The following is a 22,912-nucleotide window of genomic DNA, read 5'->3' as shown; positions in this document are numbered from 1 at the left end:
AATCTTTTTCTACCTGTACAGAGGGTTTGAACATCCAACCTACTTCAGCGCAACGGACAACCCTGTAATCTAACGACAGCCCTTACCAGCCCACGAATTCACCTATTGGTTCAAATCCATGTTTTGCAGGAAGAGCTGCATTTTGTCAAAATGGGAGCCTTTCCAGTACACCCGTTGGCAGTGGGTGCACTGGTAAAAGACCTCAAAATACTGTTTAGTCTTGGGCGGCAAGAGGTGTGTCACAGATTCTTTGCTCACCTCTCCGATTTCTCCGTTACAGGCCATGCACCGGGTGAAAGGTGCTATTTGCTGCCTCAACCCAAATCTGGTAATTACTTCCTGCAGTTGCTCCTCCAGGTGCTGTGACCGGAGCCAATACCCTACCAACACGTGCTTTTGCTTCAAGAGCCCTATGTCACGGGTCAGGACAATTCGTTTCTCCTGTGCGGCTAGGTCGGCAATGGCTTTGTCATCCCAGTGGGTCTCATAGAGCGTATCAAACCCAAGTAGCCGAAGGTAGCGCGCCAATTTACCAAGGTGCACGTCCAGGATGAACCGGGGGGGACTGGGCGCTGGAACCTGCAAAGAAGGCAAGAGTAAACTGTCACCTTCTGGTACCACCGGAAACACCTCCATCTGGGTGGAGGGTCTTATTAAGTCAGAAAAGCTTCCCTCCTGGCCATCCACTAAAATCCTGCCTATTTCCGGGTGGGGCACTCCAAGCGCTTCCACCACATCCTTGAGGGTAGAAGAATTCAGAAAGGAATAGCGCACCCATTTACCCCGCTGTCTTTTCAGGAGAAAATCGTTTAAACTGCTATGAAACAGAATATGGGCTTCGTTTTCCATTTCTATTGGGTACTACAGTTAGAACAGAAAGTTTAAGGGAGGAGGCTGAACCTTTGTGCAGGTAAAAACAGCCTTCCAGCATTGGTAATTGGAAACATTTGCCTGGGGCTGTTGTTACGTATCAAATCATCTAACCCCACTCCTTTTGCAAGTTCCACTGGTTCTATTCTGGTTTAGGCGCGATCTTAGGTTCACAGACAACGCTGGCCTGTATCACGCCCTCACCTCGGGTTACCCGGTACTCCCCCTTTTCATCTTTGACCAGCATATTCTTGAACAGCTGCCCTCGGCTAAGGACCGAAGGGTGACCTTCATTTACCAGGCACTTTCCGGATTGAAGGCAGAAAGCGAGGCCCTGGGATCTTCTGTTCTGGTGCGGTACGGCAAACCCCTGGAGGTCTTGGGTGAATTGCTGCAAACTTACCAGGTCAAGGCCGTGTACGCCAACCATGATTATGAACCAGCAGCCATGGACCGTGACCAGGAGGTAGCCGCATTTCTGGCCGCTAAGGGAGTTTCCTTTAATACCTATAAAGACCAGGTGATCTTTGAGAAAGCCGAGATTGTGAAAGACGATGGTTCTCCGTACCGCGTTTTTGGGGCATTTAAGCGAAAATGGCTCCAAAACGTAACAGCATCAGCCCTGGAGCCTTTTCCCTCTCAGCATAACCTGCAACACCTGTACAAGACTGCACCGCTGCCCATGTTTTCTCTGGAGAGCATGGGGTTTGAGTTGGCGGAAGAAACGGCTTTCCCCGCGTCGGTTTTGCCCGAGAACCTGATCAGGACCTATGAGCAAACCCGCGATTTACCTTCCTTGCCCGGCACCTCGCGGCTTGGCGTACACCTGCGCTTTGGAACAATCAGTGTGCGGGAAATGGTGAAGCAAGCCCTGCAACTCAATGCCACCTGGCTGGGTGAACTGATCTGGCGGGAGTTTTTCATGATGATCCTGTTCCACTTTCCGCACGTGGTTTCCCGGCCTTTCAACCTGGAGTATGAGCACATGCAATGGCACAACAACGAGGAACTGTTTGCCAGATGGTGCGCCGGCACCACCGGCTACCCCATTGTAGATGCCGGCATGCGGGAACTCAAGGCCACGGGATTCATGCACAACCGCGTGCGGATGATCGCCGCCAGTTTCCTGGTGAAGCACCTGCTCATTGATTACCGCTGGGGCGAAGCCTACTTTGCCGAAAACCTGCTGGACTTTGAGCTGGCCTCCAACAACGGCAACTGGCAATGGTGCGCCGGTACCGGTTGCGATGCCGCTCCGTACTTCAGGGTATTTAACCCCGAGACCCAGGCCAAAAAGTTTGACAAACAGCAGGAATACATCAGGAAATGGGTTCCTGATGTAGGCACCTCGGCTTACCCGGCCCCGATGGTGGAGCACGCTTTTGCCCGGGAGAGAGCTCTTGCCACTTACAAACAAGCACTAACCCAGGCCCGGAACCGGTAACAGGTTAACCTTTCCGCATCAGGTGGCTCAGGTTGCCCGCCCTGAACCAACGGTAGCCGTAGGCCTCCAGCATAATGTGGTGGCAGCCGTCTTCATCGGCCAGGCTTTCTTCGTTGGCCAGTAAGTCAATGATTTTTTCTTCGGCGGCTTGCTGCAGGGCAAGAGTTACCTCATGGGCTTTCTCAGCGAAGTTATGGATGACCAGCAGGGAGCTTCCTTTCCAGCAATAGTGCATGGCCAGAACGGCATCCAGGTTGGTGGGAAGGATTTGCCAATCGCCCCAGCCTATCTCTGGGCACTCCTGCCGAAGCCGGATGAGCGTGGTCATCCAGTTGAGCAGCGAATCTGGCGTACGGCGCTGTTTTTCTACGTTCACGTACTGGTACGAGTACGGTCCTTTGTCAATCACCGGATGCACCAGTTTCTCAACTTTGGAGAAACCGGCCTGTTGGTTCGCAGTCCATTGCATGGGCGTACGCACGGCTTCCCGCTCGGGTAGCTCCAGGTTCTCTCCCATCCCAATTTCGTCTCCGTACCTTATCACGGGCGTACCCGGCAAGGAGAACATGACACTATACGCCAGCTCCAGCTGCTGCCGGTTTCCCAGCATAGAGGGTAAGCGCCGCCGGATGCCCCGCTCGTACAGCTGCATGTTCTCCTCGGGACCAAACCGGGCGAATACTTTCTGGCGTTCTTCCTCGGTTAAACGGCCTAAGTCCAGCTCGTCATGGTTGCGCAGGAAAACGGCCCATTGCGAGGTGGGGAATTTGATACGGGTGGCTTCCAGCGCTTCCTGTAGCTTCTGGGTTTCGCCTGTGGCTAAGGCATAAAAGAGGTATTGATTCACGTAGAAGTTGAACATCAGGTGAATGCCCTCGCCGCTTTCGCCAAAGTAAGGCTGGGTCTCCTCGGGCAGCACGTTGGCTTCTCCCAGCATGATGGCATCGCCCCTACGCCATTGCAGAAAACGGCGCATTTCTTCCAGAATCTCGTAGCGCTGCACCTTCTGTTTATCGCCTGGTTTCTGGGTTTCTATCACAAACGGAACGGCATCTACCCTGAACCCCGCCACCCCCAAGGCCAGCCAATACCCCATGATGCGCTTGATTTCTTCCCGCACATCGGGGTTGTCTATGTTCAGATCTGGCTGGTGGGAATAGAACCGATGGAAATAGTACGCTTTGGCTTGCTTGTCATAGGTCCAGGTGGCTTTCTGCACGCCCGGGAAAACCATCCCTTCGTCCCAGTCAGAAGGTTTTTTCTGGGACCAGACGTACCAGTCGTGGTACGGGGCATCCTTGCCGAAGCGGGCACTCTGAAACCACGGGTGCTGGTCTGAGGTATGGTTCACCACCAGGTCAATGATCACCTTTATGCCCCGTTTGTTGGCGATGTGCATGAACTCCACAAAGTTGCCGCTGGAGCCGTGCCGCGGGTCTACCCCATAGAAGTCTTTGATGTCATATCCATTGTCTTTGTTGGGCGTGGGCTGAAAAGGGGCCAGCCACACAGTATCCACGCCCAGGGCATGCAGGTAATCCAGCCGTTGCGTGAGGCCCTCAAAATCGCCTACGCCATCGCCGTTCAGGTCCATGAAAGTTTCCAGGTCAAGTGAGTAGATGACGGCATTTTTGTACCAGAGTTCTTCTATCATGGGTAAGCTAGTGAAGGAGTGAATACGTATTAACGTCCGCAGGACCAGGTAACAAATACGGGTATTTTGATATTATGGTGCAACCGGAAACGCTGGGTCTAGTGAAAGAACTGTCACACCAGTTTTTCGGCTGGTTCTTCCATAATAGGCCAAAAGCGGTTTCCCTGAAGAAAGAGGCTTTTCACAACTTCTCAGAGCTAAACCGGTACAAGTGAGAACCATCAAATCAGAAAACCATGGCAGATACACCAAAAACATTCCACCCGACCTTTAGCATTGGCGGAGACCTTACGGTAAACCGGATGGGCTACGGGGCCATGCGCATCACGGGCGAAGGCATCTGGGGACCACCCAAAGACCGTGAGGAAGCCATCAGGGTGCTGCAAAGAACCGTGGAACTGGGCATCAACTTCATTGACACCGCCGACTCTTACGGGCCCTTTATCTCAGAGGAACTCATTGCCGAGGCACTGTATCCCTACCCAAAGGAACTGGTAATTGCCACCAAAGGCGGCTTGTTGCGCACCGGCCCAAACCAATGGCCCATCAATTCTAAGCCAGATCACCTGAAGGAAGCCCTAGAAGGCAGCTTGCAACGCCTGAAACTGGATCGCATTGATTTGTACCAGTTGCACCGGGTTGATCCTGAGATTCCGTTTGAGCAAACGCTGGAGTTCCTGCAGGATGCCCAGGAACAAGGCCTGATCAAGCACATCGGCTTGTCTGAGGTGACCATTGAGCAGATTCAGATGGCGCAGAAGTATGTAGAGATTGTATCGGTGCAGAACATGTACAGCTTTGACAACCGCAAATGGGAAGCCGAACTCATGTACTGCGAAGACAATGCAATGGCGTTTATTCCGTGGTACCCCTTGGGTGGCGGAAACCTGAAAGCCCAGGAAATTATTGAGCAGGTAGCCCAAAAATACGAAGCCACCCCTCACCAGGTGGCCCTGAGTTGGTTGCTGCACCGTTCACCCTGTATTTTGCTCATACCGGGTACGTCAAAGGTGAAACACCTGGAAGAAAACTACCAGGCGGCCTCTATTCCGCTTACCGAGGAAGACTACGTGACCTTAGACCAGGTAGGCGCCAGCACCTTCACCAAGGGAGATTCCTCAGCCTCCGGGTAAGTTAAAGCTGTATTTGAGCTGAAATCAGAAAATCACTTCTAAAACAGAATCTTAATCCGTAACAAATAAAAGAGGAGCCTGCCGGGGCTCCTCTTTTGCTTGTTACGCTTGATTCCAATGCCGCTCCAGGAAACCAGCCCTGCCCGACCCAACAAAGTACCGGTTGTAATGGCCAGGGTTCTTTTTGTAGTAGTCCTGGTGGTAGGCCTCGGCGGGGTAAAAAGGTGCCGCCGGAATGATGGGCGTGATGACAGGCGTTTCAAACGGACCCGACCGCTGCAATTCTTCCTTAGATTTCTGGGCCTGTTCTTTCTGTTCCTCGGTATGGTAGAAGATAGCCGTTCTGTAAGAAGAGCCTCGGTCGCCAAACTGCCCACCGGCATCAGTAGGGTCAATGGATTGCCAGAAAATAGTCAGGAGTTCTGGGTAGGAAATCACACTTGGATCATACGTAACCTGTACGGCCTCATAGTGGCCGGTGGTTTCTGAGCAAACCTGCTCATAGGTAGGGTTGGGCACATGGCCGCCGGTATACCCAGATACCACGCTGATGACGCCATCATACTTATGAAATGGTTTTACCATGCACCAAAAGCAACCGCCCGCAAAGGTGGCTACTTCATATTTATCGTTGGGTTGAGTGGTCTCTTCCATAACTCAATTGAGGAATATCAGGATTTATACCTAGTGTAAACTCTTTCTGTGGGGTTTTGTTTCAGGCTCCGTTTTGGTCAGCCATTTCTAGTAATGGCTTAGGAGGCTAATTTCATTTCACCTCCGTTTACCGCCCAACTAGCTAAAACAAGTCATAATCGGTGGTACTTTAGTTGCCTTTAACCGCCGCTACTTTCTCTGACTGCATAGAGGAATACACCGCATCTAAAACACGCTGGCGGGTTCTGAGCGAAAGCAATTTGTTTGAAACCTTGGGATGCACCCGGTTTGAGAGGAATACGAATACCAACTTGCTTTTAGGGTCTACCCACACGCAGGTTCCGGTGTAGCCTGTATGCCCGTAGGTCTCAGGTGAAGCAAGTTTAGCCGGATATCCTTTCACACTGTCGGCGTCCCAGCCGTCAAAGCCCAGTCTTCTCCTGCTCACCGCCGACTGTTTAGAAGTAAACAACTGCACCGTCTGCGGCTGAATGTATTGTTTACCGCCATAGCTGCCGCCGTTGAGCATCATCTGGTACAGAATAGCCAGGTCATTGGCGGTGGCAAACAACCCGGCGTGCCCAGAAACGCCTCCCATGCGGGCAGCGCCCCCATCATGCACGTATCCTCTGAGCAGGGATTTCCGGAACGTACCGTCAAACTCGGTGGGTACAATGCGGCTCTGCGGGAAGCGGTTCAGGGGCAGGAAACCGGCCGTCTGCATACCCAAAGGCAGGTAGAACTGGGAGGAAACAAATGAATCAAGGGGAACCTTGGCCTGGCGCTCTACGGCTTCTTTCAGGTAATACATGCTCACATCGGCGTACACGTACTTGTTTTTATCGCCCATTTTGGCGTTCAGCATACGGGGCCAGATCACATCCTGAAAGTAATCGCTGCGCAGGTACGCGCTGTCTGATACTTTAATGGTGTATTTAGGGGTTGAAACCAAACTCACATCTTCTTTCTGCAAGGGCAGGAACACGCCGGCCGGTAAACCAGATTGATGCAGCAGCAGATCCTTTACCTTTATATCGGCTTTGTTGGTGTTCCTGGCCGATGGCACGTACTGCCCGAAGGTAGAATCCAAGCCAATTTTATGCTGGTCATACAGGTTCATCACCGCCATGGTGGTAGCGGAAACCTTCGTCACAGAAGCCAGATCAAAGATATCGGTGATCTGGGTAGCCTGGGTTTTGTCATAGGTATGCGATCCGTAGGCTTTGTTGAACACCACTTTGCCGTCTTTGGCCACCAACACCACCGCGCCCGGTGTGGCCTGCTGTTGAATGGCCTCGTTCACAATGGCGTCCACGGATTGGTGCAAGGTCTCGCTTTTGATGCCTACTTCCTCGGGCACGGTGTACTTCAGCCGGGTAGGGGCCGTCTTGAAACCTGTTCCTGTGGTGTATTTGGCAGACAAGGCTTTGTCTAAGGTAGCCGTAGCCGGAACCCCGCCAAACACCAGCTGCGCCGCGTAGTTAGCGGTAACGGGCGTTTCTTTCTCAGACCAAATGATCGGCATAGTCAAGGCATCGGCAAACTCCAGGTTTGACACGTTCCCGAAAGCGGCCACAATTACCTGCTTGGTATGTTGCAGGTTTTCCAGAAAAGCAATGGTACGATGGTCTTTCAAAGCCGATGTCTTCACCTGAACAATCACCGTGGAGAAAGACGCAAGGTCCTGGGCCAGGCGGCTGTAGGTAGCTTTCTGGTCGTACACCGAGGCCGGGAACGCGGTCACGCTGGTGTATTTGTTCAGCAAACTGTCAAACTGGGCAGCATGCTCCACTTCAATAGAAACGCTGGCAATTTTCTGTTGCAGATCCTGCAATGGCACTAAACCAGACTGGTTGTTCAGCAAAACAATGCTTTTACCTGCTTCTTTATGCTGCTGCAGCCAGGACTGGTTTTGTTTGTTTTCGTTTCTCTGCGCAAAAGTGCTGCAGGAGAAGGCGGTTAAAACTCCCAGGCACAGGCAAAGCTGCACCATTTTAAGTTTAATTTCCGAGGAAGACATGCGGGCGGAGGATAATATAAAAGACTTGACCATTGTTCAGAAACAAATAGCCCGGGCGTTAATAAAACCCATGGCTACTTTGGAAACGTCAAGTTAAGCAAAAATCGTTCTTGGGAACACCATTTGCCCTGAATTGCCCTATCCGGAACCTCTCCCATCTCACCCTTCCTGTACAGCAATAAGCGCGGACTTACCACAAATTAGCGGCGAACCCGATTTTATTCCTGTACTTTTTACGTATGTAGTATATGTGACAAACAACAGACAAACAGAAGACACTATGAACCTGACAAGCACCTCCACTACCCATCAGAAAGCGCTGGCTTTGGGAGCCATTGCCGGCATGCGGGCCATGACCGCCCCCGCCCTGGTCACCGATCATTACGCCAAATCGCCTACCTTTTTCCTGGAAGGTACCGGCCTTAACTTCCTGCAAAACAAAAATGTATCTACCAGTTTAAAGATACTGGCGGTAGCGGAGTTGATTGGCGATAAATTTCCGCAACTGCCTAACCGGATAGCTCCGCTTCAGTTGCTCCCCCGGGTGGTCTCTGGCGCCCTGGTGGGTGCTACCGTGGCCGAAGCGGAAGGCGAAAGCAAAGTCACGGGTGGTTTGCTGGGGGTAGTGGGTGCCCTGGTCTCTTCTTATGCGTTCTATTTCCTCCGGCAGAAACTTGGCAAACTCACCGGTTTACCAGATGCCACCTTTGCGGTGATGGAAGACGCGTTGGCCCTGAAGGTAGGAACCGCCGTTCTAAAACAATAACTTGGGATAAAGGAAAAGGGAGCGCAGTTGATGGCTGCCCTCCCTTTTCTTTATTTTTTGCCTTGCACAAATTTACCGTGGTCTGGTATGGCAATGATTTGAAACTCTTCTACCAGCCTGCGCAGGCCTCTGGTTAACGCCTCGCCCTGCATATACTGCCCGTGGCCCGGAACAATCAGATCCGGCCTTAGGGCTTCCAGTTTTCTCACCGATTCCCAGGCCGCCTGCCAGTCGGTGGTGAGGTAGCGGGGTGGCCCCTGTACTTCCTCGGTTTGCATCAGAACCTTATAAAAAGAGTCCTGCTTAACGGTAATCACCGCATCGCCGGAAATGAGGGTGCGGTCGGCCTCCCGGAAAAGTGCCACGTGCCCCGGTGAGTGGCCCGGAGTAAACACCCAGCCCCAGCCCGGCATGCCGGGTACGGAGCCGTCTTCGGGCAGCAACTGTAAATTAGCGGAGCTGATGTCAATGGGTTCATGCGGGTAAATGGAAGAAATCTTGGCCAGCATGCCACCCTCTACCGTCACATCTGGCTCCGGGTAGGCCATTTTGCCCGTAAGGAAAGGAAACTCCAGCGGGTGTGCGTACACCGGCACGTGCCAGGCCTCCAGAATACCGGCCAGGCCACCCACGTGGTCAAAGTGCCCGTGCGTCAAAATAATGGCCGCTGGTCGCGCCATGCTCCCGAAGACACCTTTGGCAACGTCCATGATTTCCTGCGCCGATTTTGGCATGCCCGCATCTACCAGCACCCAGTGTGAGGCATTCCCTACCAGGGCAAAGTTCACGATCTGGTTTGTGTAATAGTAGACATCTGGCCGTACCTGTTTGATCTGGCCGGTGGAGATGGACGTCATCGGGATGAACTTGTCATCTTTGCTTTGGTGTAAATGCGGGTTAGTTGCCATAGCCTTCAGTATTTCTTCTATGCTTAGCACGAAAACTTTAAAAGAAAGTTACCTATGACCGGCAGACCGAAGATGGGAAGGTCCTGTTTTGGGGCCGATTCCTGGAAAACAGCCCCGAAACAGGAAGCTAAAAATGTACTTTAAGCAACACCTGGTTTGGCGTTCACTTTGCGGTTGGCGTTCCAGGCGGCAGCCGCTAGGCCTATTCCGGCAATGGTAATCCACCAGGTAAGCGCCGGATGCTTCTGTACTTTCACGTATAGGCTGCGCGGGCGTTTCCAACCGGCGTTAGTGCCCCGCTCCTGCAACCCGTAACCGGCATGGTACAGCGCGTTGTCTTCCACGTCTCTGGAGGGGCGCTCGTCATGCTGGGTGGGGTAATCTACTTTTTCCATCAGCTTATCGGTGAACCGCGGGGCAATGCCGGCCAGTTTCACAAAGAATTTCGCCTGGAAACCCACGTACATTTCGCGTTTGGGATGGGCGGCACAAAACAAAATGGACTCGGCCACCGAGGCGGGCGGGTACACCATTCCCTGGTGCGACGGCTGCTTATCTAAGTAGCTGCGGGCGTGTTCATTGTAAGGCGTGTCTATGCGGCCGGGTTTGATGAGCGATACTGTGATGGGGTCTCCGGCGGCTTCCAGCTCCATGCGCAGCATGTCATTGTAACCGTGTACCGCATGTTTTGCCGCGGCGTAGGTGCCCTGCACCATAGGCGCCCGGTCCCCGAACAAAGTACCCACGTTCACAATGGCTCCCGGTCCGCCCCGCTCCCTGAAGTGCGCTACCGCCGTGCGGCAGCCGTACACCACTCCCCAGAAGTTGGTGTCAAACATGCGCTTCATGTCTGGGATGCTCACCTCCAAAGCCGACCCGAAGATGGAGATTCCGGCATTGTTCACCCAGGTGTCAAAGCCCCCGAAGGCTGCCACTGCCGCTTCCCCTATGCGTTTTACGTCTTCCTCTACCCCCACATCGGCCACTACAAACTCGGCCCGCCCCCCGCTAGCATTGATCTCGTTCACTAAATTATGCAGAGCCTCCCGGTTGCGGGCGGCTACCACTACTTTGGCTCCCTTTTTGGCGGCCATGCGGGCGGTAGGCAGCCCAATGCCGCTGGAGGCGCCCGTGATTACAATAACCTGTTCTGAAAGGGGTTTCAGTTTTACTGCCATAAACTTTGCTGGTTAAATGAGAAACGTTTCTGCGGTGTTTTTCAGAAAAGAGCCCAAGCCCAGGTTGTTTTAACGACTAGTAAACCGTACCGTTCAGCAGGAGTTGGAATTAAGACGGATTACCACGGAAAAACCGTATTTACCCGGAAATGGATCAGCCCAGGCCGGCCTCTTTGGCCAGGGCCACCATATCGGCCACGTTGCTGGTGCCCAGGCGGGTTTGGATGTTGCGCCGGTGGGTGGTGATGGTATGGAAGCTCAGGAACAGCTTGCCGGCAATCTGCTTGGAGCTCATGCCTTGGCACACCATGGTAAGAATCTCCAGTTCGCGTTTGCTCAGGCTGTTGATGAGCAAGCGGTTTTTCTGTTTCAGGTTCTCTTGCAGGGCGGTAATCAACTGCTTCTCAGTGTTCATGCGCGGACTCATGTCTACATCCACGCAGAGCAGTTCCTTCACCTCTCCGGCGTCTGATTTGGAAAAGGCTTTGGCCCAGCCCATGAACCACTTATAGTCTGGCTGGTCTTTGTGCCTGGCCCGGAAAATGCCGCCGTATTCGGGTCCGGTGAACTCCTGGTAATGGGTAATGCTGTCATCCTGTACGCAATGGTCCTCGGGGTGCACAATCTTCCGAAGATACTCCAGGCCGCCCATTTCCTGGATTTCCTCCAGAGAATAGCCCAGGGTTTCTTCGTTGGTTCGGTTGCACCACACCACCCCTTCCTGCAGGTCAGATATATAGATATTGGCGGGCACCTCTTGCACTACTTTCTCCAGAAAGGCACACTTCTCTTTCAATGCCTCCAACTGCCGCTGCAGCTTCTCCACTTCTTCTGTTTGGGTAGAGATCACCTCCATAATATTTCTTTAGGTAATTACCTGATGCAGGAAGATACTGAAAAAGAACTGAATTTTACCTTGGTTTGCCCTAAAAACAAGCTCATCCAGGGGATTTCAGGTGTAAAATAAACCACCTGTTTCTGTTTTCAGGCTCCTTTTTAGGAATGTAGATTGAAAACAGTCAAGCCCTCTTCAACATCGCTACCCTCATTTGAGATAACTTGGGGAGTACTGTCACTTAGAAAAGCTGTTGGATGCTGCTTACCTGCAAAAGAGGATTAGAGCCTTAAGGTGACTACTCAACCGAAACCTCAGCCGGGGACAGGGTAAATTCCTTTACTTCTCTTACTTCGCCGGGTGCCATTTCCCCTAAATAGATCTCCCCAATGCGCACCCTGATCAGGCGGAGCGTAGGAAAACCCACGGCGGCGGTCATTTTCCTGACCTGGCGGTTCTTGCCTTCGGTGAGGGTGATGGAAACCCAACTGGTGGGGCCGTGCCGGTCATCGCGGACCCGTCGTGACCTTTCCGGGAAAGCGGGCGCGGGATCTAAAGCGGTGGCTTGGCAGGGCAAAGTTCTGTAGATCTGCTTCTCGTGGGCAATTTCAATACCGCCCTGCCGCAACCGGTCTATTGCCTCCTGGGTGATGATACCATCTACCTGGGCGTAATACTCCTTTTCTACCTTGCGGCCGCGTACGTACTCGCTCATCTTCCCATCGGTGGTCAGCAGCAGAATGCCCTCACTGTCCTGGTCCAGCCGCCCGATGGCCATGGTTCCGGCCGGGAAATCGTACAGATCGCCCAGCAGCTTCTTTTTGCGAGCATCGGTGATGAACTGGCTGAGGTAGCCGAAGGGCTTGTGCAGAATAAAATGGCGGTGCGGAACGGCTGGGCTGGTCAACGGAATACGGGTGTTTTGGGGCAAATTTCCGGAAAAGGGAACAGAAATGGAAATCAGACTTCCTGGTATTCTCCGCCTTCCTTTTTGGGCCTCTCAGACCTTTAAGGTTTATCCTCTTTCCGCTTAGCTATAGCATCTACTTTGTAATACTTAACCCATATTATGTTTTTTTCCTTCTTCAACGCAGGAAAGATGGAAACGCTCACCACTTCGGTCACCAAAACATGCCTGAACTGTTCTGCGCAGTACCAGGAACATCAGCAATTCTGCCCTACCTGCGGACAAAGCACGCACACGCATCAGCTTAGCATAGAGCACATTCTGCATGAGCTCTTCCATGCCTTCACGCATATACAGACAAGAGTGTTTTCGGGTTGATCGGGAGCCTCCTTACCCGCCCAGGCTACGTGGCGCGGGCTTATGCAGAGGGTAAACGGAAAAGCCTATACAACCCCTTCAACTTCCTGGTAGTGATGGTAGCGCTCTCCATTATCTTGCTGAATCTCTCTGGAGTGGATTTGTTTCAGGCTAAATCTGCAACCCTATTGCGGCCCAGATGACGAAACACTTTAATTTGGTCATCTTCTTTACCGTGCCTCTCAGTGCTTTATACACGTTCCTGCTTTTAAAAAAAAAGGAGTAAACTTTCTGAGTGCGGCGTTCTGTCCTCCTATACTGCCGGGGAACGGACCGTTTTCTTTCTGGTGCTGATCATTCCCTGCCTGATGCTTTTTCCGCAGCTTCACCTTTGGATCATTCAGGGTTATCTGCTGCTTTACGCGCTATATTTCGCCATGGCCTGCTTGCAGTTCACGGGCCAGAAGACCGTCTAGGGCTTTGTGAAGGGTCTGCTTTCCACGGTGTTCCTGCAAGCCACCTTCTGTGCTGGTGTTCCTGGGCATAATGCTGTATTACGCCTTGAAATAGGCAATTACAGGTTTTAGGGCAAGAGCCGTTTTACGCCTTTCTTCCGCAAACCAAGCCTAAAACAGCAAACTTGTTTTGCTGCCTACTCTTTCTGCCGCCTGAAGACAATTGCCCCACCTCTTCCTAACTCCCTAAAAGATAGGTTTTCCTCAGAAAGCCCGTTGATCTCATAGCAGGTTTTCTCCTGATCGGCTTGATTGGAAAGTTGTAGGTAGCTGGTGTTTTCCTGAACGGTGACCGGCAACTCACACTGAGGCGAGGTGTTGGATAAGGTGAAGGCATCTGTCTCAGTAAGCTCGGCTTCGTAGTACTGCAGGCATTGATGATCTTGGGTGAACACCATTTTCCATTTTGGATCTTCCTCAGAAACCCAGGTTCCTATGATGCTCGCCTCTTCTTCCACAACAGGTACAACCGGATTTCCTGCCTCTTTCTGGGTTGAAGTTGGAAGATGTTGTACGGCTTCCTTCTGAGGTACTGCTTGAGGTGTGACTTCTGAAACTGTTGTCTTAGAAGCGATTTCCTCTGATTGCTGGTTCTGGCAGGAATACCAGCACAGGCTACTGCCAACTAGCGCGGCAATCAAAAATTTTCTGAGCATAAAAATGGAGGGTCTGACTGGTCTAAAATACAGCCAAAACTAACTCCCACCATAAGCTACTTCTAAATACTCCAAAAATTAAGGTACTACTGACTGCCCAAGGGGAATTCCTCCACCACCGTGTAGATGGGGTGCGGCGAGGCCAATTGCGATTGCCACAAGGCAATAGACTGCACCGGGTAAAGAATTTCTTCTTCTGGCGTAATGACCGACAGGTTAAACCTAGCCCTGACGTCTTGCCGGAAACGGCTCACGGTAACATGCGGAATAAACTTCTCCTGCTTGGGTGGTGCCGGTGCCAGGGCCTGGGTCAGTGCTTGGCTGAGTTGATTGAACGCTTGGTGCTGCTCAAAGCGGGCCCAGATTAAGCGGGGCGAGCTGGGTTTGGGTCCGGGTTCCAGTTGTGCTAAGGTCAGGGTGAACGGCTGATGCTGCTGCGCCACCTGCGCCAGTGTCTGCCGGATGTAGGTATCCTCGGTGGCAGGTACGTTCCCGATAAAGTACAGCGTAAGGTGCAGGTTTTGCTCTGGTACCGGCCGGATATTTGGGTCCCCATAAGCCTCCCGCGCCTGTACCAGGTAGCGTTTCAGTTCCTCAGGCAAAGCTGCCGCCACAAATAAACGGATGCTGTCTTTCATTGCTCTGTTCCAGAAGTTATTTCTAGCTTACTAGCAACGGGCCAAAGTTGTTTTGCCTTACTCCCTTCTTCGTGTGGTTCGATGAACGAAAACCTTTCTCTATGTATCGGGCCAATTCGTTTAAAAGGATCAAGAAGTAACTACCTATTTTCTATTTTCCTTGATCGTTAAGCCTTGATAGCGAATCTGATTTAAGCCCCCATATTGCCACTATCTCTGCAGGAAAACCTTCATCATGGCTTCGCCTAAGCTATTCCGGCTCACTACGTCTCAATGGTTTAATCCTATTCTGGCAAATTCAGGTTGTAAACGGGAAGATCTATAATCTTTTAGAAACAGGTGCTTGCTATTTACGCCTTCAGCAATATAAGCAGCTAAATACAACATAAACTTTCAAATATCTTCATTTAAACACCTTATCTATTAACATTTTCAAAATCCGGTTAACATAAGCTTGTCGTAGGTTTTGGTCTAAAGCTTACTGGGTAGTAAGTGGTTTTCATCACCTAACATTTCAAGCTTATGAAAATTTTTACCGGATTAAGACCAAAGATTTGGGTAGTAGGCCTGGTAATAGCTGGCCTATATGCCGCAGGTGTCACCAGCAATTACCTGGAGTCCTCCAGTCACCGGGAAGCTCCTATTATTGCGAACGATCCACTGGCCGATAACACCGATGTGTACGCCTTCCGGAGCCCTACCAACCCGGAAAACATGGTGATCATTGCCAACTATGTTCCGTTTCAGCTGCCGCACGGCGGACCTAACTACTACAACTTCGGGGAGGATATTGCCTATGATATCCATATCAAGAACAACGCCCGCACCATGCATGATGACATCATTTACCGGTTCGAATTCAAGAAGGTGAATGAAGACCCCAGCACCTTCTTCAAGATCAGGTTAGGCAAAGAAAACCAGAAAGCCACTTACACGGTGAAGAAAAGCCTTGATGGCGGAAACACCTGGGAAACGATTCTGGGCAATGGCAAGGTGGCGCCTTACAACGTTGGTCCCCGGTCTATTGAAGGAGCAGTTGGGTTAAACTCAAACTATGATGCCCTGATGAGAGCCTCCATCATGAATACCTCTGATAACTCCAAGGTGTTCTGCGGACCGGTAGACGATCCCTTCTTTGTAGACGCGGGCGGAATCTTTGACCTGGGCAACATCAGGGCACAGGCTGCCCCAGATGGCTTAGCCAAGCTGAATGTGCATACCATCGCCATGGAGATTCCCTCCTATCGCTTAGCCGATTACAAAAGAAGCGTGAACCGGGCCTTCAACATCCTGGATCAAAGGTTCATCATTGGAGTCTGGGCCTCTGCCAGCCGCCGGCAGATGACGGTACGGGAAGCCAATGGTACCGTGACCAGCTCAGGACCGTACGTGCAGGTTTCCCGCCTGGGTATGCCGCTGACCAACGAGGTGATTATTCCCATTGGCCGCAAAGACGAGTGGAACGCCACCCCTTCTACCATGGACAAGAAGGATTTTGAGCAGTATTTCGTGAACCCAGAGCTGGCCCTGTACATGGACGACTCTAAGTTTGGAGCCGCCGTACCGGGCTTCGCCCAACTGCGAATCCAGTCTAATTCACTGGGCCAATTTGACTTCCGGAACGGCAGACCGGGGTTATATCCGCTGTTGGGCAATCCGGCTACTAAAGGCACCGCTCTGGACCCTAAACTGTTCGGGAATTACCTGCTGCGGCCCAACCAACCCCGTTCGGTTGACTTGCTGCCAATTTTCATGACCGGGGTTCCTAACCTGCCACCATACCAGTTGGCCACCGGTAAAGGCGGTAATCCACTGGCTAAAGGCAAACCCTTCATCAACAATTTTCTGCCTACTTTTGGCGACATGCTGCGGGTGAACATGGCCGTACCTCCTACCCCACGCAATTCCCCGGATTTCAGCAGCCTGGGATTGGTGCAGGCCGCCGTGCTGGGGTTAACAGATCCACGGTTCAATCAGAACACCAACCTGGAGTTCATTCCCAACATGGATGGTTTCCCCAATGGCCGTCGGTTAGAGGATGACGTTACCCGCATTGAATTGCAAGCGGTGAGCGGCGTTGTGTTAGCAGCCATTGGTTTGTGGTACGATGACTATGTACCGGGCGGCAGCCCAGTCACCCAGGACCTGGTAGACGTGCTCAGCTTTACCACCGGCGTTGAGAAAAACGACAAGCCGTTCCAAACTACGTTCCCGTATGTGGCAGAACCCTGGAATGGCTTCTCAGACGGGCACATTGCCATCAACTGCGACATAAACGGCAACCCCATGCCCACCTCGCTTAACACCCAGAGCCTGGGTAGCCTGAACCTGGGTGCTCCGGAAAACATACTGCAACGGGTAGAGAACTTCCCGAACCCCGCCAAAGACGTAACTACTTTCCGGTACCGAGTGGGGCAACCCGGTGAAGTAAGCCTGCAGATCTACAATGAAACCGGTGTGCTGATGGCCAATCCGCTTAAGAAAGAGTACCGGGCCGCTGGCACCCACGAGACGGTAGTGGATGTGAAAGGGCTTAAAAACGGCTTGTACTTCGCGCGCCTCCAGACTGGTGAGAATTCTTACCAAACCATCAAATTCATTGTCAATAAATAAGGATTGCAAAAGGCCGGCAGCACGGTTGCCGGCCCTTTTCCCTTCAGTTTCACCCTCAACCATCAAGACCATGAAAAAAATTTACCTATACACTTTTGTCCTGGCGGCATCATTTCTGGGAGCGTATGGTTTTTTCCATGTACAAAAAGGAACGCCGGAAGCATTTCCGCCGCTCAAGGAACGTCATGGGCCTATTTCCACCTCCAGTGAGTGGCTAAACACCAAAGCGGCCATCCATGGCTTGCAGAGAAAACTGCGCGAAAACCCCGATGACCTTAGGAGCAAACTGTTCATGGCACTGGCCTACATGCAGGAAGCCCGCGTGACCGGGGACCACCCCTATTATTTTCCGGCCGCCCTTCAATTAGTAGACGAGATCTTGGACGAGGAACCAGAAGACCAGGTTCTGCTCTATGAAACCACCGTGGCCAAAGCTTCTATTCAGCTCTCCCTGCATCAGTTTGACAAAGCTTTGGAAACCGGCCAGGCTGCTCTGGCCATTAACAACCGGGGAGCGGCGGTGTACGGGGTGCTCTGCGATGCGTACGTGGAACTGGGCCAGTACGAGGAAGCCATTGCCATGGCCGACCAGATGACCGCCCTGCGCCCCGATCTGAAATCTTATTCCCGTATTTCGTACCTGCGCGAAATACACGGTGATTTACCCGGGGCCATAGAAGCCATGCACGCGGCCGTGAAAGCAGGATTCCCCGGCCTGGAGCAAACCGCCTGGAGCCAGGTGACCCTGGGTTCTCTGTATGAAAAGACCGGAGATTTAACAAAGGCTGCCTACTACTATCAACAAGCCTTAACGGAGTACAGGCAGTATGCCTTTGCGGTAGGTGGCATGGGCCGCTTGGCTTTAAAGAAAAATCAGGTAAAAGAGGCCCAAAACCTGTTCACGCAAGCCGCCAACACTATGCCGGAGTTGTCCTTCCAGGAAGAATTGGTGCGGATTTACCAGAAACAGGGCCAAAACGCAAAAGCAGAAGCAGCCCTGGAAGACTTACTGGAAGGCATGGAAGAAGACCAGGATGCCGGGCACATCATGGACCTGGAACTCGCCAACATACATCTGGAACTGAAGAAGGACTATCCCAGAGCTCTCAAGTACGCCCTGAAAGAATATGAGCGGCGGCCCGATAATATTGACGTGAACAAAACCCTGGCTAACATCTATTACCACCAGCAGAACTACCAAAAAGCCGCCGCCCACATCCAGAAAGCTAGCCGCACCAACAGCCAGGACGCTGATCTGCTTTGCCTGCGTGGTCTGATTGATTACCGCTTAGGGAAACTGGCCGATGGTCAGAATCTGATTAAGAAATCATTCACCATTAACCCATATCAGAACACCTCCCTTAGCTTTGAAGGAAAAAGTCTCTTAGGTTCTTCTATCTCCAAAATATAAGAACCCGTTCCTATGAAAAAGCTTTGGTTGCTCCTGCTGCTTTGCCTGCATCTGGTAGAGGTGGCGCACGGCCATGAGGTGTCCATCAAGGGGGTGGTGTACAGCCAAGGCACCAACACGCCCTTGGAGGGAGCGGTGGTTTCCATCCCTCTTCTGGAGAAAATCTCCATTACTGACCGGTTTGGGAAGTACGCCTTTCACAACCTGAAAGAAGGCCAGTATGAGTTAAGAGTTTCTTACCTGGGCTTTCTGCAGGAGGTGAAAACCGTATCGGTGAGCAAGGGCATTCCGGCTACATTGACCTCGCACCTGGAGACCAGTAACCTGGAACTGCAGGAAGTGTCGGTGACGGCACGCAGGGAGAACCCGCTGCACCTGATCAGCGCCGTAGATGCCCAGTTGAGGCCCATCCATAATGCCCAGGAGATGCTGCGCATGATTCCGGGGCTGGTGATTGCGCAGCACGCGGGCGGCGGCAAGGCTGAACAGATTTTCCTGCGCGGCTTTGACATAGACCACGGCACCGACATCAGCTTAACCGCCGACGGGGTTCCGGTAAACATGGTCTCGCACGCGCACGGTCAGGGGTATTCTGATCTGCATTTCCTCATTCCCGAGACCATTGAAACCGTAGATTTAGGGAAAGGACCTTATAAGGCGGAACGGGGAAACTTTGCCACGGCCGGCTACGCCGATTTTAAGACGAAGACCGCGCTGGACAAAAACCTGCTAAAACTGGAAGCCGGACGGTTTGATACATACCGTGCCGTAGGCATGGTGAACCTCTTGGGACAAAACGCCCGCAGCAGGCAGCAGAACGCCTACCTGGCAACGGAGTACCTTTTCAGCAACGGCTATTTTGAATCGCCGCAGGGGCTGAACCGGTTCAACGCAATGGGCCGCTACCAAGGCCTTTTCGGGAACAATACAATTCTACAAGCCTCGGTGGCGGCGTTCCGGAGCAACTGGGATGCCTCCGGCCAGATTCCCGAAAGAGCCGTATCCGATGGCAGCATCAGCCGGTTCGGGGCCATTGATGACACCGAAGGCGGCTACACCTCGCGCTACAGCGCCAACGTCAGTCTGGACAAAACTTTTGAAAACGGGGCCATTTTCCGGAACCAGGCCTACGCCGTAGATTATAGCTTTGAGCTGTACTCCAACTTCACCTTTTTCCTGAATGACCCGGCGAACGGCGACCAGATCCGGCAAAAAGAAAACCGCCAGATCTACGGCTACCAGGGCAGCTATGAGCAGAACCAAACGTTTCTTGGTTTGCCGCTGCGCCACAAAATAGGCCTCGGATTCCGTTATGATGACATCCATGATTCGGAGCTCTCGCGCACCAAAAACCGGAGTACCACCTTAACGCAGGTGCAGTTAGGCAACATAGACGAGCTGAACGCTTTTGCCTACCTGGACGAAACCTGGGAGCTGTCCTCCCGCTTTACCGTGAACGCCGCCCTGCGCGCCGATCGCCTGTTCTTCACCTACCACAATGCCTTAGCCGGGGAAGGTTCCGTTATCCGGCAGAGAAATGCGCAGACCCGCCTGAGCCCCAAGCTGAATTTTTCTTACGCCCTGTCGCCTGTGTTGCAGGTATATCTGAACTCCGGACTGGGCTACCACTCCAATGATACCCGCGTCTCGGCGGGGACTACCGGCCGGGAAGCACTGCCCGTAGCACGGGGCACTGACATGGGCTTTACCTTTAAACCCGGCAACCGCTGGCTGGTGAATACGGCCTTCTGGTATCTGGACCTGGATCAGGAATTGGTGTACGTGGGCGACGAAGGCGTGGTGGAACCCTCGGGCAAATCGCGCCGGGTGGGGGTAGATGTCTCAGTCCGGGGGCAGTTGTCTAACTCCCTGTACCTGGATACCGATGTGAACTTGGCCCGGCCCCGCGCCCGGGAAGAAGAAAGCGGCCAGAACTACATTCCCCTGGCGCCCACGTTCACCAGCACCGGCGGCCTGAGCTACCAGGGCGGCAAAGGCCTGCGGGGAAGCCTGCGCTACCGTTTCCTGGCTGACCGCGCCGCCAATGAAGACTACAGCCTCACGGCAGACGGGTACTTCCTGCTGGATGCCGTGGTAAGCTATACCCACAAAAACCTAGAGTTTAAACTCAGTGGCGAAAACCTGCTCAACAGCAACTGGAAAGAAGCCCAGTTTGAAACCGAGTCCAGGTTAGCCCATGAAGTAGACCCCGTTTCTGAGATCCATTTCACGCCTGGTACGCCTTTCTTCGTCAAGTTTGGATTGGCGTACACCTTCGGTCAATAGCCATAACAACTTACACGTTTCAGAGCCATTTTCCCGTAAATGGCTCTGAAACGCATTCTTCCTGGTTTCAGGTCAACGCCTCTCTACTTCAACAGCTCAACCCAACATAAACTCTTAAAATGCTGTTGACAAAGCTTTGGAAAAAGGTTAATCCTTAACTTGAATCTTTTTAGAAAGACAGTGGCGGCTTCTAAAAACAAACAAGCTTAGCTGAGGAAGCGCTAAAACCTGCTAGCTTTGGGGCATCATCCAAAGGTTTCAACCTGAAGCTGGCTTGAAAAACATCAGATTCAATAAAACGGAGTGCGGAGTTGAGTTACTGCTCAATGTGGTAACTGGGCAGGAGCTGCTGGCAATTCACCCGGGCTTCAAGGACCAGGATACCAGCGTGTATACCACTGACTCCTTTGAAATCTACTTTTTCAAAAAGGCGAGCGGATCCCTGGTCTTAAACCAAAGGAAAATTCAGGTAACGGATAACACCATCCTGTTTCTATCTCCTTTTCAGAAAAGACAGTGGAAACTGGAGGCTGATCCTTTGGAGTACACGCTTCTGATCTTCCAGGAAGATTTCCTGAATGACTTCTTCGCCGACAAATTATTCACCTACCGTTTGCTTTACTTCTACCAACTGGATTATCCGCTGAACCTGGCGGTGCAAAGCGAGGAAATGGATAGTCTCTGCGAAAAGCTGACCGAGATCAAAGCAGAACTGGTACATCCTAAATTAGACAGTGAGCACATAGTCCGGTCCCTGTTGTATTACCTGCTCCTGAAACTCAACCGGAGGTATGCCACCCAGAACCAGCTGCCCCTGGAAAAACCCGAAAACAACTATGCCTACCAGTTCAAGAAACTGATAGAACAGCACGTAAAGGAAAAGCAGCGGATCAACGAGTATGCCACCCTGTTGGGCATCAGCAGGGTTACTTTGAACAAAGCGGTGCAGGCGCAATTCAATGTCACGGCCACGCATTTGCTTAAACAGCGGTTGGTTTTTGAAGTCAAGAATTACCTCATCCATGAAAACCTTACCGTTCAGGAGATAGCAGACAGGCTTCATTTTTCAGAGGCCAACCACCTCGTGCGGTTTTTCAAATCCCAGACCGGCCTCACTACCACTGAGTTTCTCCATGCTTATCAAAATGGTAGCAGTTCCTGACCTTTTGGTAGCTAACTGCTGCGCCCCTGCTTCTACTTTTGTGCCCGATGTTCAACATTGCACCATAAGAAACAAATGGAAACAAACGCCACCATACAGTTAGTCAGAAACGCTACCCTGGTTTTGAATTATGCCGGCCATCGGCTATTAGTAGACCCTATGTTTATGCCCAAGGGAGCGATGGACCCGTTCGTGGGGAAAGAGAGAAACCCCACTGTGGAGTTACCCATGGCAGTAGAAGACCTAACCCAAGGCATTGAAGCGGTGTTGGTCACGCATACCCACCCAGACCATTTTGATCCGGTGGCTAGTGAGGTGTTAGATAAATCCATCAAACTGTTCCAACAACCGGCAGACGAAGCCTACTTCCAGAATGCCCATTTCACCAATACCGAAACGGTACAGGATTCCACGGTTTGGCTCAACATTACCATTCACAGAACGGGTGGCCAACACGGCAGCGGTGAGATCCTGAAGCGAATGGGAACCGTCTCCGGCTTTGTATTACAGGCTGAAAACCAACCCACCGTGTACCTTGTAGGCGACTGCATCTGGACCGAAGAAATTGAGCAAACCATCCAGCGCTTTCAGCCCGATGTGATTGTGACCAACTCGGGCGGCGCGGCTTTCCCGGGATTTGAAGCCACCCCCATATTGATGGATGAAGCGCAAACCATTGCCTTGATACACCAGAGCGGGAATGCCAAAGTCATTGCGGTACACATGGATGCCCTGGACCACTGCCTTACCACCCGGGCAAGCTTGAGGCAAGCGGCGGATGAAAAGAATATCAGCAGGGAGCAACTTGTCATTCCTCAGGACGGCGAGACAATCGTTTTGTAGGAATAGGTAATCACAAGTAAAGAAGAGGCTGGCAGGAGCACGCACAAGGGCGCTTCCGCCGG

The 22,912-nt window shown here is 52.2% G+C and carries 20 protein-coding genes; 9 read left to right on the top strand and 11 right to left on the bottom strand.

Features of this window, described 5'->3' with window-relative positions; all coding sequences use genetic code 11:
• Nucleotides 1-102: 102 nt before the first annotated feature.
• Nucleotides 103-849 (bottom strand): Mut7-C RNAse domain-containing protein, encoded by a 747-nt coding sequence (locus tag JT719_RS00945; protein WP_207430193.1) that lies wholly within the window; start codon nt 847-849, stop codon nt 103-105.
• A 145-nt stretch (nt 850-994) separates the two neighbouring features.
• Here JT719_RS00945 and JT719_RS00940 point away from each other — a divergent pair, with 145 nt between their 5' ends.
• Complete coding sequence (locus JT719_RS00940) at nt 995-2,314, top strand: cryptochrome/photolyase family protein (protein ID WP_207430191.1); 1,320 nt, start codon at nt 995-997, stop codon at nt 2,312-2,314.
• A gap of 4 nt (nt 2,315-2,318) precedes the next feature.
• On the opposite strand, the gene JT719_RS00935 is transcribed toward JT719_RS00940, so the two are convergent.
• Nucleotides 2,319-3,968, bottom strand: coding sequence for an alpha-amylase family protein (locus tag JT719_RS00935; RefSeq protein ID WP_207430189.1), 1,650 nt, complete (start codon nt 3,966-3,968; stop codon nt 2,319-2,321).
• Between the two features lie 236 nt (nt 3,969-4,204).
• Here JT719_RS00935 and JT719_RS00930 point away from each other — a divergent pair, with 236 nt between their 5' ends.
• Nucleotides 4,205-5,101 carry an aldo/keto reductase gene (locus JT719_RS00930; protein WP_207430187.1) on the top strand — a complete coding sequence of 299 codons (897 nt, stop codon included), beginning with the start codon at nt 4,205-4,207 and terminating at the stop codon, nt 5,099-5,101.
• 102 nt (nt 5,102-5,203) lie between these two features.
• Here JT719_RS00930 and msrA read toward each other — a convergent pair whose 3' ends face one another.
• On the bottom strand, nt 5,204-5,755 hold the full coding sequence (gene msrA / locus JT719_RS00925; RefSeq protein WP_207430185.1) for a peptide-methionine (S)-S-oxide reductase MsrA: 552 nt from the start codon (nt 5,753-5,755) through the stop codon (nt 5,204-5,206).
• Between the two features lie 169 nt (nt 5,756-5,924).
• The gene (locus tag JT719_RS00920; protein ID WP_207430183.1) at nt 5,925-7,775 is read right to left on the bottom strand and encodes a serine hydrolase domain-containing protein; all 1,851 of its coding nucleotides are present in this window, start codon (nt 7,773-7,775) and stop codon (nt 5,925-5,927) included.
• A gap of 280 nt (nt 7,776-8,055) precedes the next feature.
• Here JT719_RS00920 and JT719_RS00915 point away from each other — a divergent pair, with 280 nt between their 5' ends.
• Nucleotides 8,056-8,541 (top strand): DUF4126 family protein, encoded by a 486-nt coding sequence (locus tag JT719_RS00915; RefSeq protein WP_207430181.1) that lies wholly within the window; start codon nt 8,056-8,058, stop codon nt 8,539-8,541.
• 50 nt (nt 8,542-8,591) lie between these two features.
• Here the strand turns inward: JT719_RS00915 and JT719_RS00910 are convergent, their stop codons facing one another.
• The 5 genes from JT719_RS00910 to JT719_RS00890 all read right to left on the bottom strand — a co-directional run bounded on the left by JT719_RS00910 (nt 8,592) and on the right by JT719_RS00890 (nt 12,720).
• On the bottom strand, nt 8,592-9,449 hold the full coding sequence (locus JT719_RS00910) for an MBL fold metallo-hydrolase (protein ID WP_207430179.1): 858 nt from the start codon (nt 9,447-9,449) through the stop codon (nt 8,592-8,594).
• Nucleotides 9,450-9,589: 140 nt separating this feature from the next.
• Nucleotides 9,590-10,627 carry an SDR family oxidoreductase gene (locus tag JT719_RS00905; RefSeq protein WP_207430177.1) on the bottom strand — a complete coding sequence of 346 codons (1,038 nt, stop codon included), beginning with the start codon at nt 10,625-10,627 and terminating at the stop codon, nt 9,590-9,592.
• Nucleotides 10,628-10,781: 154 nt separating this feature from the next.
• Nucleotides 10,782-11,483, bottom strand: coding sequence for a LuxR C-terminal-related transcriptional regulator (locus tag JT719_RS00900; RefSeq protein WP_207430176.1), 702 nt, complete (start codon nt 11,481-11,483; stop codon nt 10,782-10,784).
• A 277-nt stretch (nt 11,484-11,760) separates the two neighbouring features.
• Nucleotides 11,761-12,393: a pseudouridine synthase gene (locus JT719_RS00895; protein WP_242693037.1), complete on the bottom strand. Its 633-nt coding sequence runs from the start codon at nt 12,391-12,393 to the stop codon at nt 11,761-11,763.
• Nucleotides 12,394-12,519: 126 nt separating this feature from the next.
• On the bottom strand, nt 12,520-12,720 hold the full coding sequence (locus JT719_RS00890; RefSeq protein WP_207430174.1) for a hypothetical protein: 201 nt from the start codon (nt 12,718-12,720) through the stop codon (nt 12,520-12,522).
• A 23-nt stretch (nt 12,721-12,743) separates the two neighbouring features.
• Between JT719_RS00890 and JT719_RS25610 the strand changes: the two genes are divergently transcribed.
• Complete coding sequence (locus JT719_RS25610) at nt 12,744-12,929, top strand: DUF3667 domain-containing protein (protein ID WP_423227966.1); 186 nt, start codon at nt 12,744-12,746, stop codon at nt 12,927-12,929.
• Between the two features lie 449 nt (nt 12,930-13,378).
• On the opposite strand, the gene JT719_RS00880 is transcribed toward JT719_RS25610, so the two are convergent.
• Both JT719_RS00880 and thpR read right to left on the bottom strand, forming a co-directional pair.
• On the bottom strand, nt 13,379-13,897 hold the full coding sequence (locus tag JT719_RS00880; protein ID WP_207430171.1) for a hypothetical protein: 519 nt from the start codon (nt 13,895-13,897) through the stop codon (nt 13,379-13,381).
• 86 nt (nt 13,898-13,983) lie between these two features.
• Nucleotides 13,984-14,535, bottom strand: a complete 552-nt coding sequence (gene thpR / locus JT719_RS00875) for an RNA 2',3'-cyclic phosphodiesterase (protein ID WP_207430169.1) — start codon at nt 14,533-14,535, stop codon at nt 13,984-13,986.
• A gap of 522 nt (nt 14,536-15,057) precedes the next feature.
• On the opposite strand from thpR, the gene JT719_RS00870 reads away from it, so the two are divergent.
• The 5 genes from JT719_RS00870 (at nt 15,058) to JT719_RS00850 (ending at nt 22,850) form a co-directional block, all read left to right on the top strand.
• Complete coding sequence (locus JT719_RS00870; RefSeq protein WP_207430167.1) at nt 15,058-17,148, top strand: DUF4331 family protein; 2,091 nt, start codon at nt 15,058-15,060, stop codon at nt 17,146-17,148.
• Nucleotides 17,149-17,218: 70 nt separating this feature from the next.
• Nucleotides 17,219-18,559 (top strand): tetratricopeptide repeat protein, encoded by a 1,341-nt coding sequence (locus JT719_RS00865; RefSeq protein ID WP_207430165.1) that lies wholly within the window; start codon nt 17,219-17,221, stop codon nt 18,557-18,559.
• A gap of 12 nt (nt 18,560-18,571) precedes the next feature.
• Nucleotides 18,572-20,845 carry a TonB-dependent receptor gene (locus JT719_RS00860; protein ID WP_207430163.1) on the top strand — a complete coding sequence of 758 codons (2,274 nt, stop codon included), beginning with the start codon at nt 18,572-18,574 and terminating at the stop codon, nt 20,843-20,845.
• A gap of 274 nt (nt 20,846-21,119) precedes the next feature.
• Nucleotides 21,120-22,007 carry a helix-turn-helix domain-containing protein gene (locus tag JT719_RS00855; protein ID WP_207430161.1) on the top strand — a complete coding sequence of 296 codons (888 nt, stop codon included), beginning with the start codon at nt 21,120-21,122 and terminating at the stop codon, nt 22,005-22,007.
• Between the two features lie 75 nt (nt 22,008-22,082).
• Nucleotides 22,083-22,850: an MBL fold metallo-hydrolase gene (locus JT719_RS00850; protein WP_207430159.1), complete on the top strand. Its 768-nt coding sequence runs from the start codon at nt 22,083-22,085 to the stop codon at nt 22,848-22,850.
• Nucleotides 22,851-22,912: the final 62 nt, after the last annotated feature.

The organism is Sabulibacter ruber (assembly GCF_017355955.1).
Taxonomy (GTDB): domain Bacteria; phylum Bacteroidota; class Bacteroidia; order Cytophagales; family Hymenobacteraceae; genus Nibribacter; species Nibribacter ruber_A.
The sequence above is the reverse complement of the archived record's forward strand: the minus strand, read 5'-3'. Positions and strand labels throughout refer to the sequence as shown.

Excerpts from the sequence above, each read along its gene's own strand:
- thpR (WP_207430169.1), bottom strand. The coding sequence starts at position 14,535 with ATGAAAGACAGCATCCGTTTATTTGTGGCGGCAGCTTTGCCTGAGGAA.
- JT719_RS00880 (WP_207430171.1), bottom strand. The coding sequence starts at position 13,897 with ATGCTCAGAAAATTTTTGATTGCCGCGCTAGTTGGCAGTAGCCTGTGC.
- JT719_RS00850 (WP_207430159.1), top strand. The coding sequence starts at position 22,083 with ATGGAAACAAACGCCACCATACAGTTAGTCAGAAACGCTACCCTGGTT.
- JT719_RS00915 (WP_207430181.1), top strand. The coding sequence starts at position 8,056 with ATGAACCTGACAAGCACCTCCACTACCCATCAGAAAGCGCTGGCTTTG.
- JT719_RS00905 (WP_207430177.1), bottom strand. The coding sequence starts at position 10,627 with ATGGCAGTAAAACTGAAACCCCTTTCAGAACAGGTTATTGTAATCACG.
- JT719_RS00865 (WP_207430165.1), top strand. The coding sequence starts at position 17,219 with ATGAAAAAAATTTACCTATACACTTTTGTCCTGGCGGCATCATTTCTG.
- JT719_RS00935 (WP_207430189.1), bottom strand. The coding sequence starts at position 3,968 with ATGATAGAAGAACTCTGGTACAAAAATGCCGTCATCTACTCACTTGAC.
- JT719_RS00890 (WP_207430174.1), bottom strand. The coding sequence starts at position 12,720 with ATGCGTGAAGGCATGGAAGAGCTCATGCAGAATGTGCTCTATGCTAAG.
- JT719_RS00920 (WP_207430183.1), bottom strand. The coding sequence starts at position 7,775 with ATGTCTTCCTCGGAAATTAAACTTAAAATGGTGCAGCTTTGCCTGTGC.
- JT719_RS00910 (WP_207430179.1), bottom strand. The coding sequence starts at position 9,449 with ATGGCAACTAACCCGCATTTACACCAAAGCAAAGATGACAAGTTCATC.
- JT719_RS00870 (WP_207430167.1), top strand. The coding sequence starts at position 15,058 with ATGAAAATTTTTACCGGATTAAGACCAAAGATTTGGGTAGTAGGCCTG.
- JT719_RS00945 (WP_207430193.1), bottom strand. The coding sequence starts at position 849 with ATGGAAAACGAAGCCCATATTCTGTTTCATAGCAGTTTAAACGATTTT.
- JT719_RS00930 (WP_207430187.1), top strand. The coding sequence starts at position 4,205 with ATGGCAGATACACCAAAAACATTCCACCCGACCTTTAGCATTGGCGGA.
- JT719_RS00860 (WP_207430163.1), top strand. The coding sequence starts at position 18,572 with ATGAAAAAGCTTTGGTTGCTCCTGCTGCTTTGCCTGCATCTGGTAGAG.
- msrA (WP_207430185.1), bottom strand. The coding sequence starts at position 5,755 with ATGGAAGAGACCACTCAACCCAACGATAAATATGAAGTAGCCACCTTT.
- JT719_RS00900 (WP_207430176.1), bottom strand. The coding sequence starts at position 11,483 with ATGGAGGTGATCTCTACCCAAACAGAAGAAGTGGAGAAGCTGCAGCGG.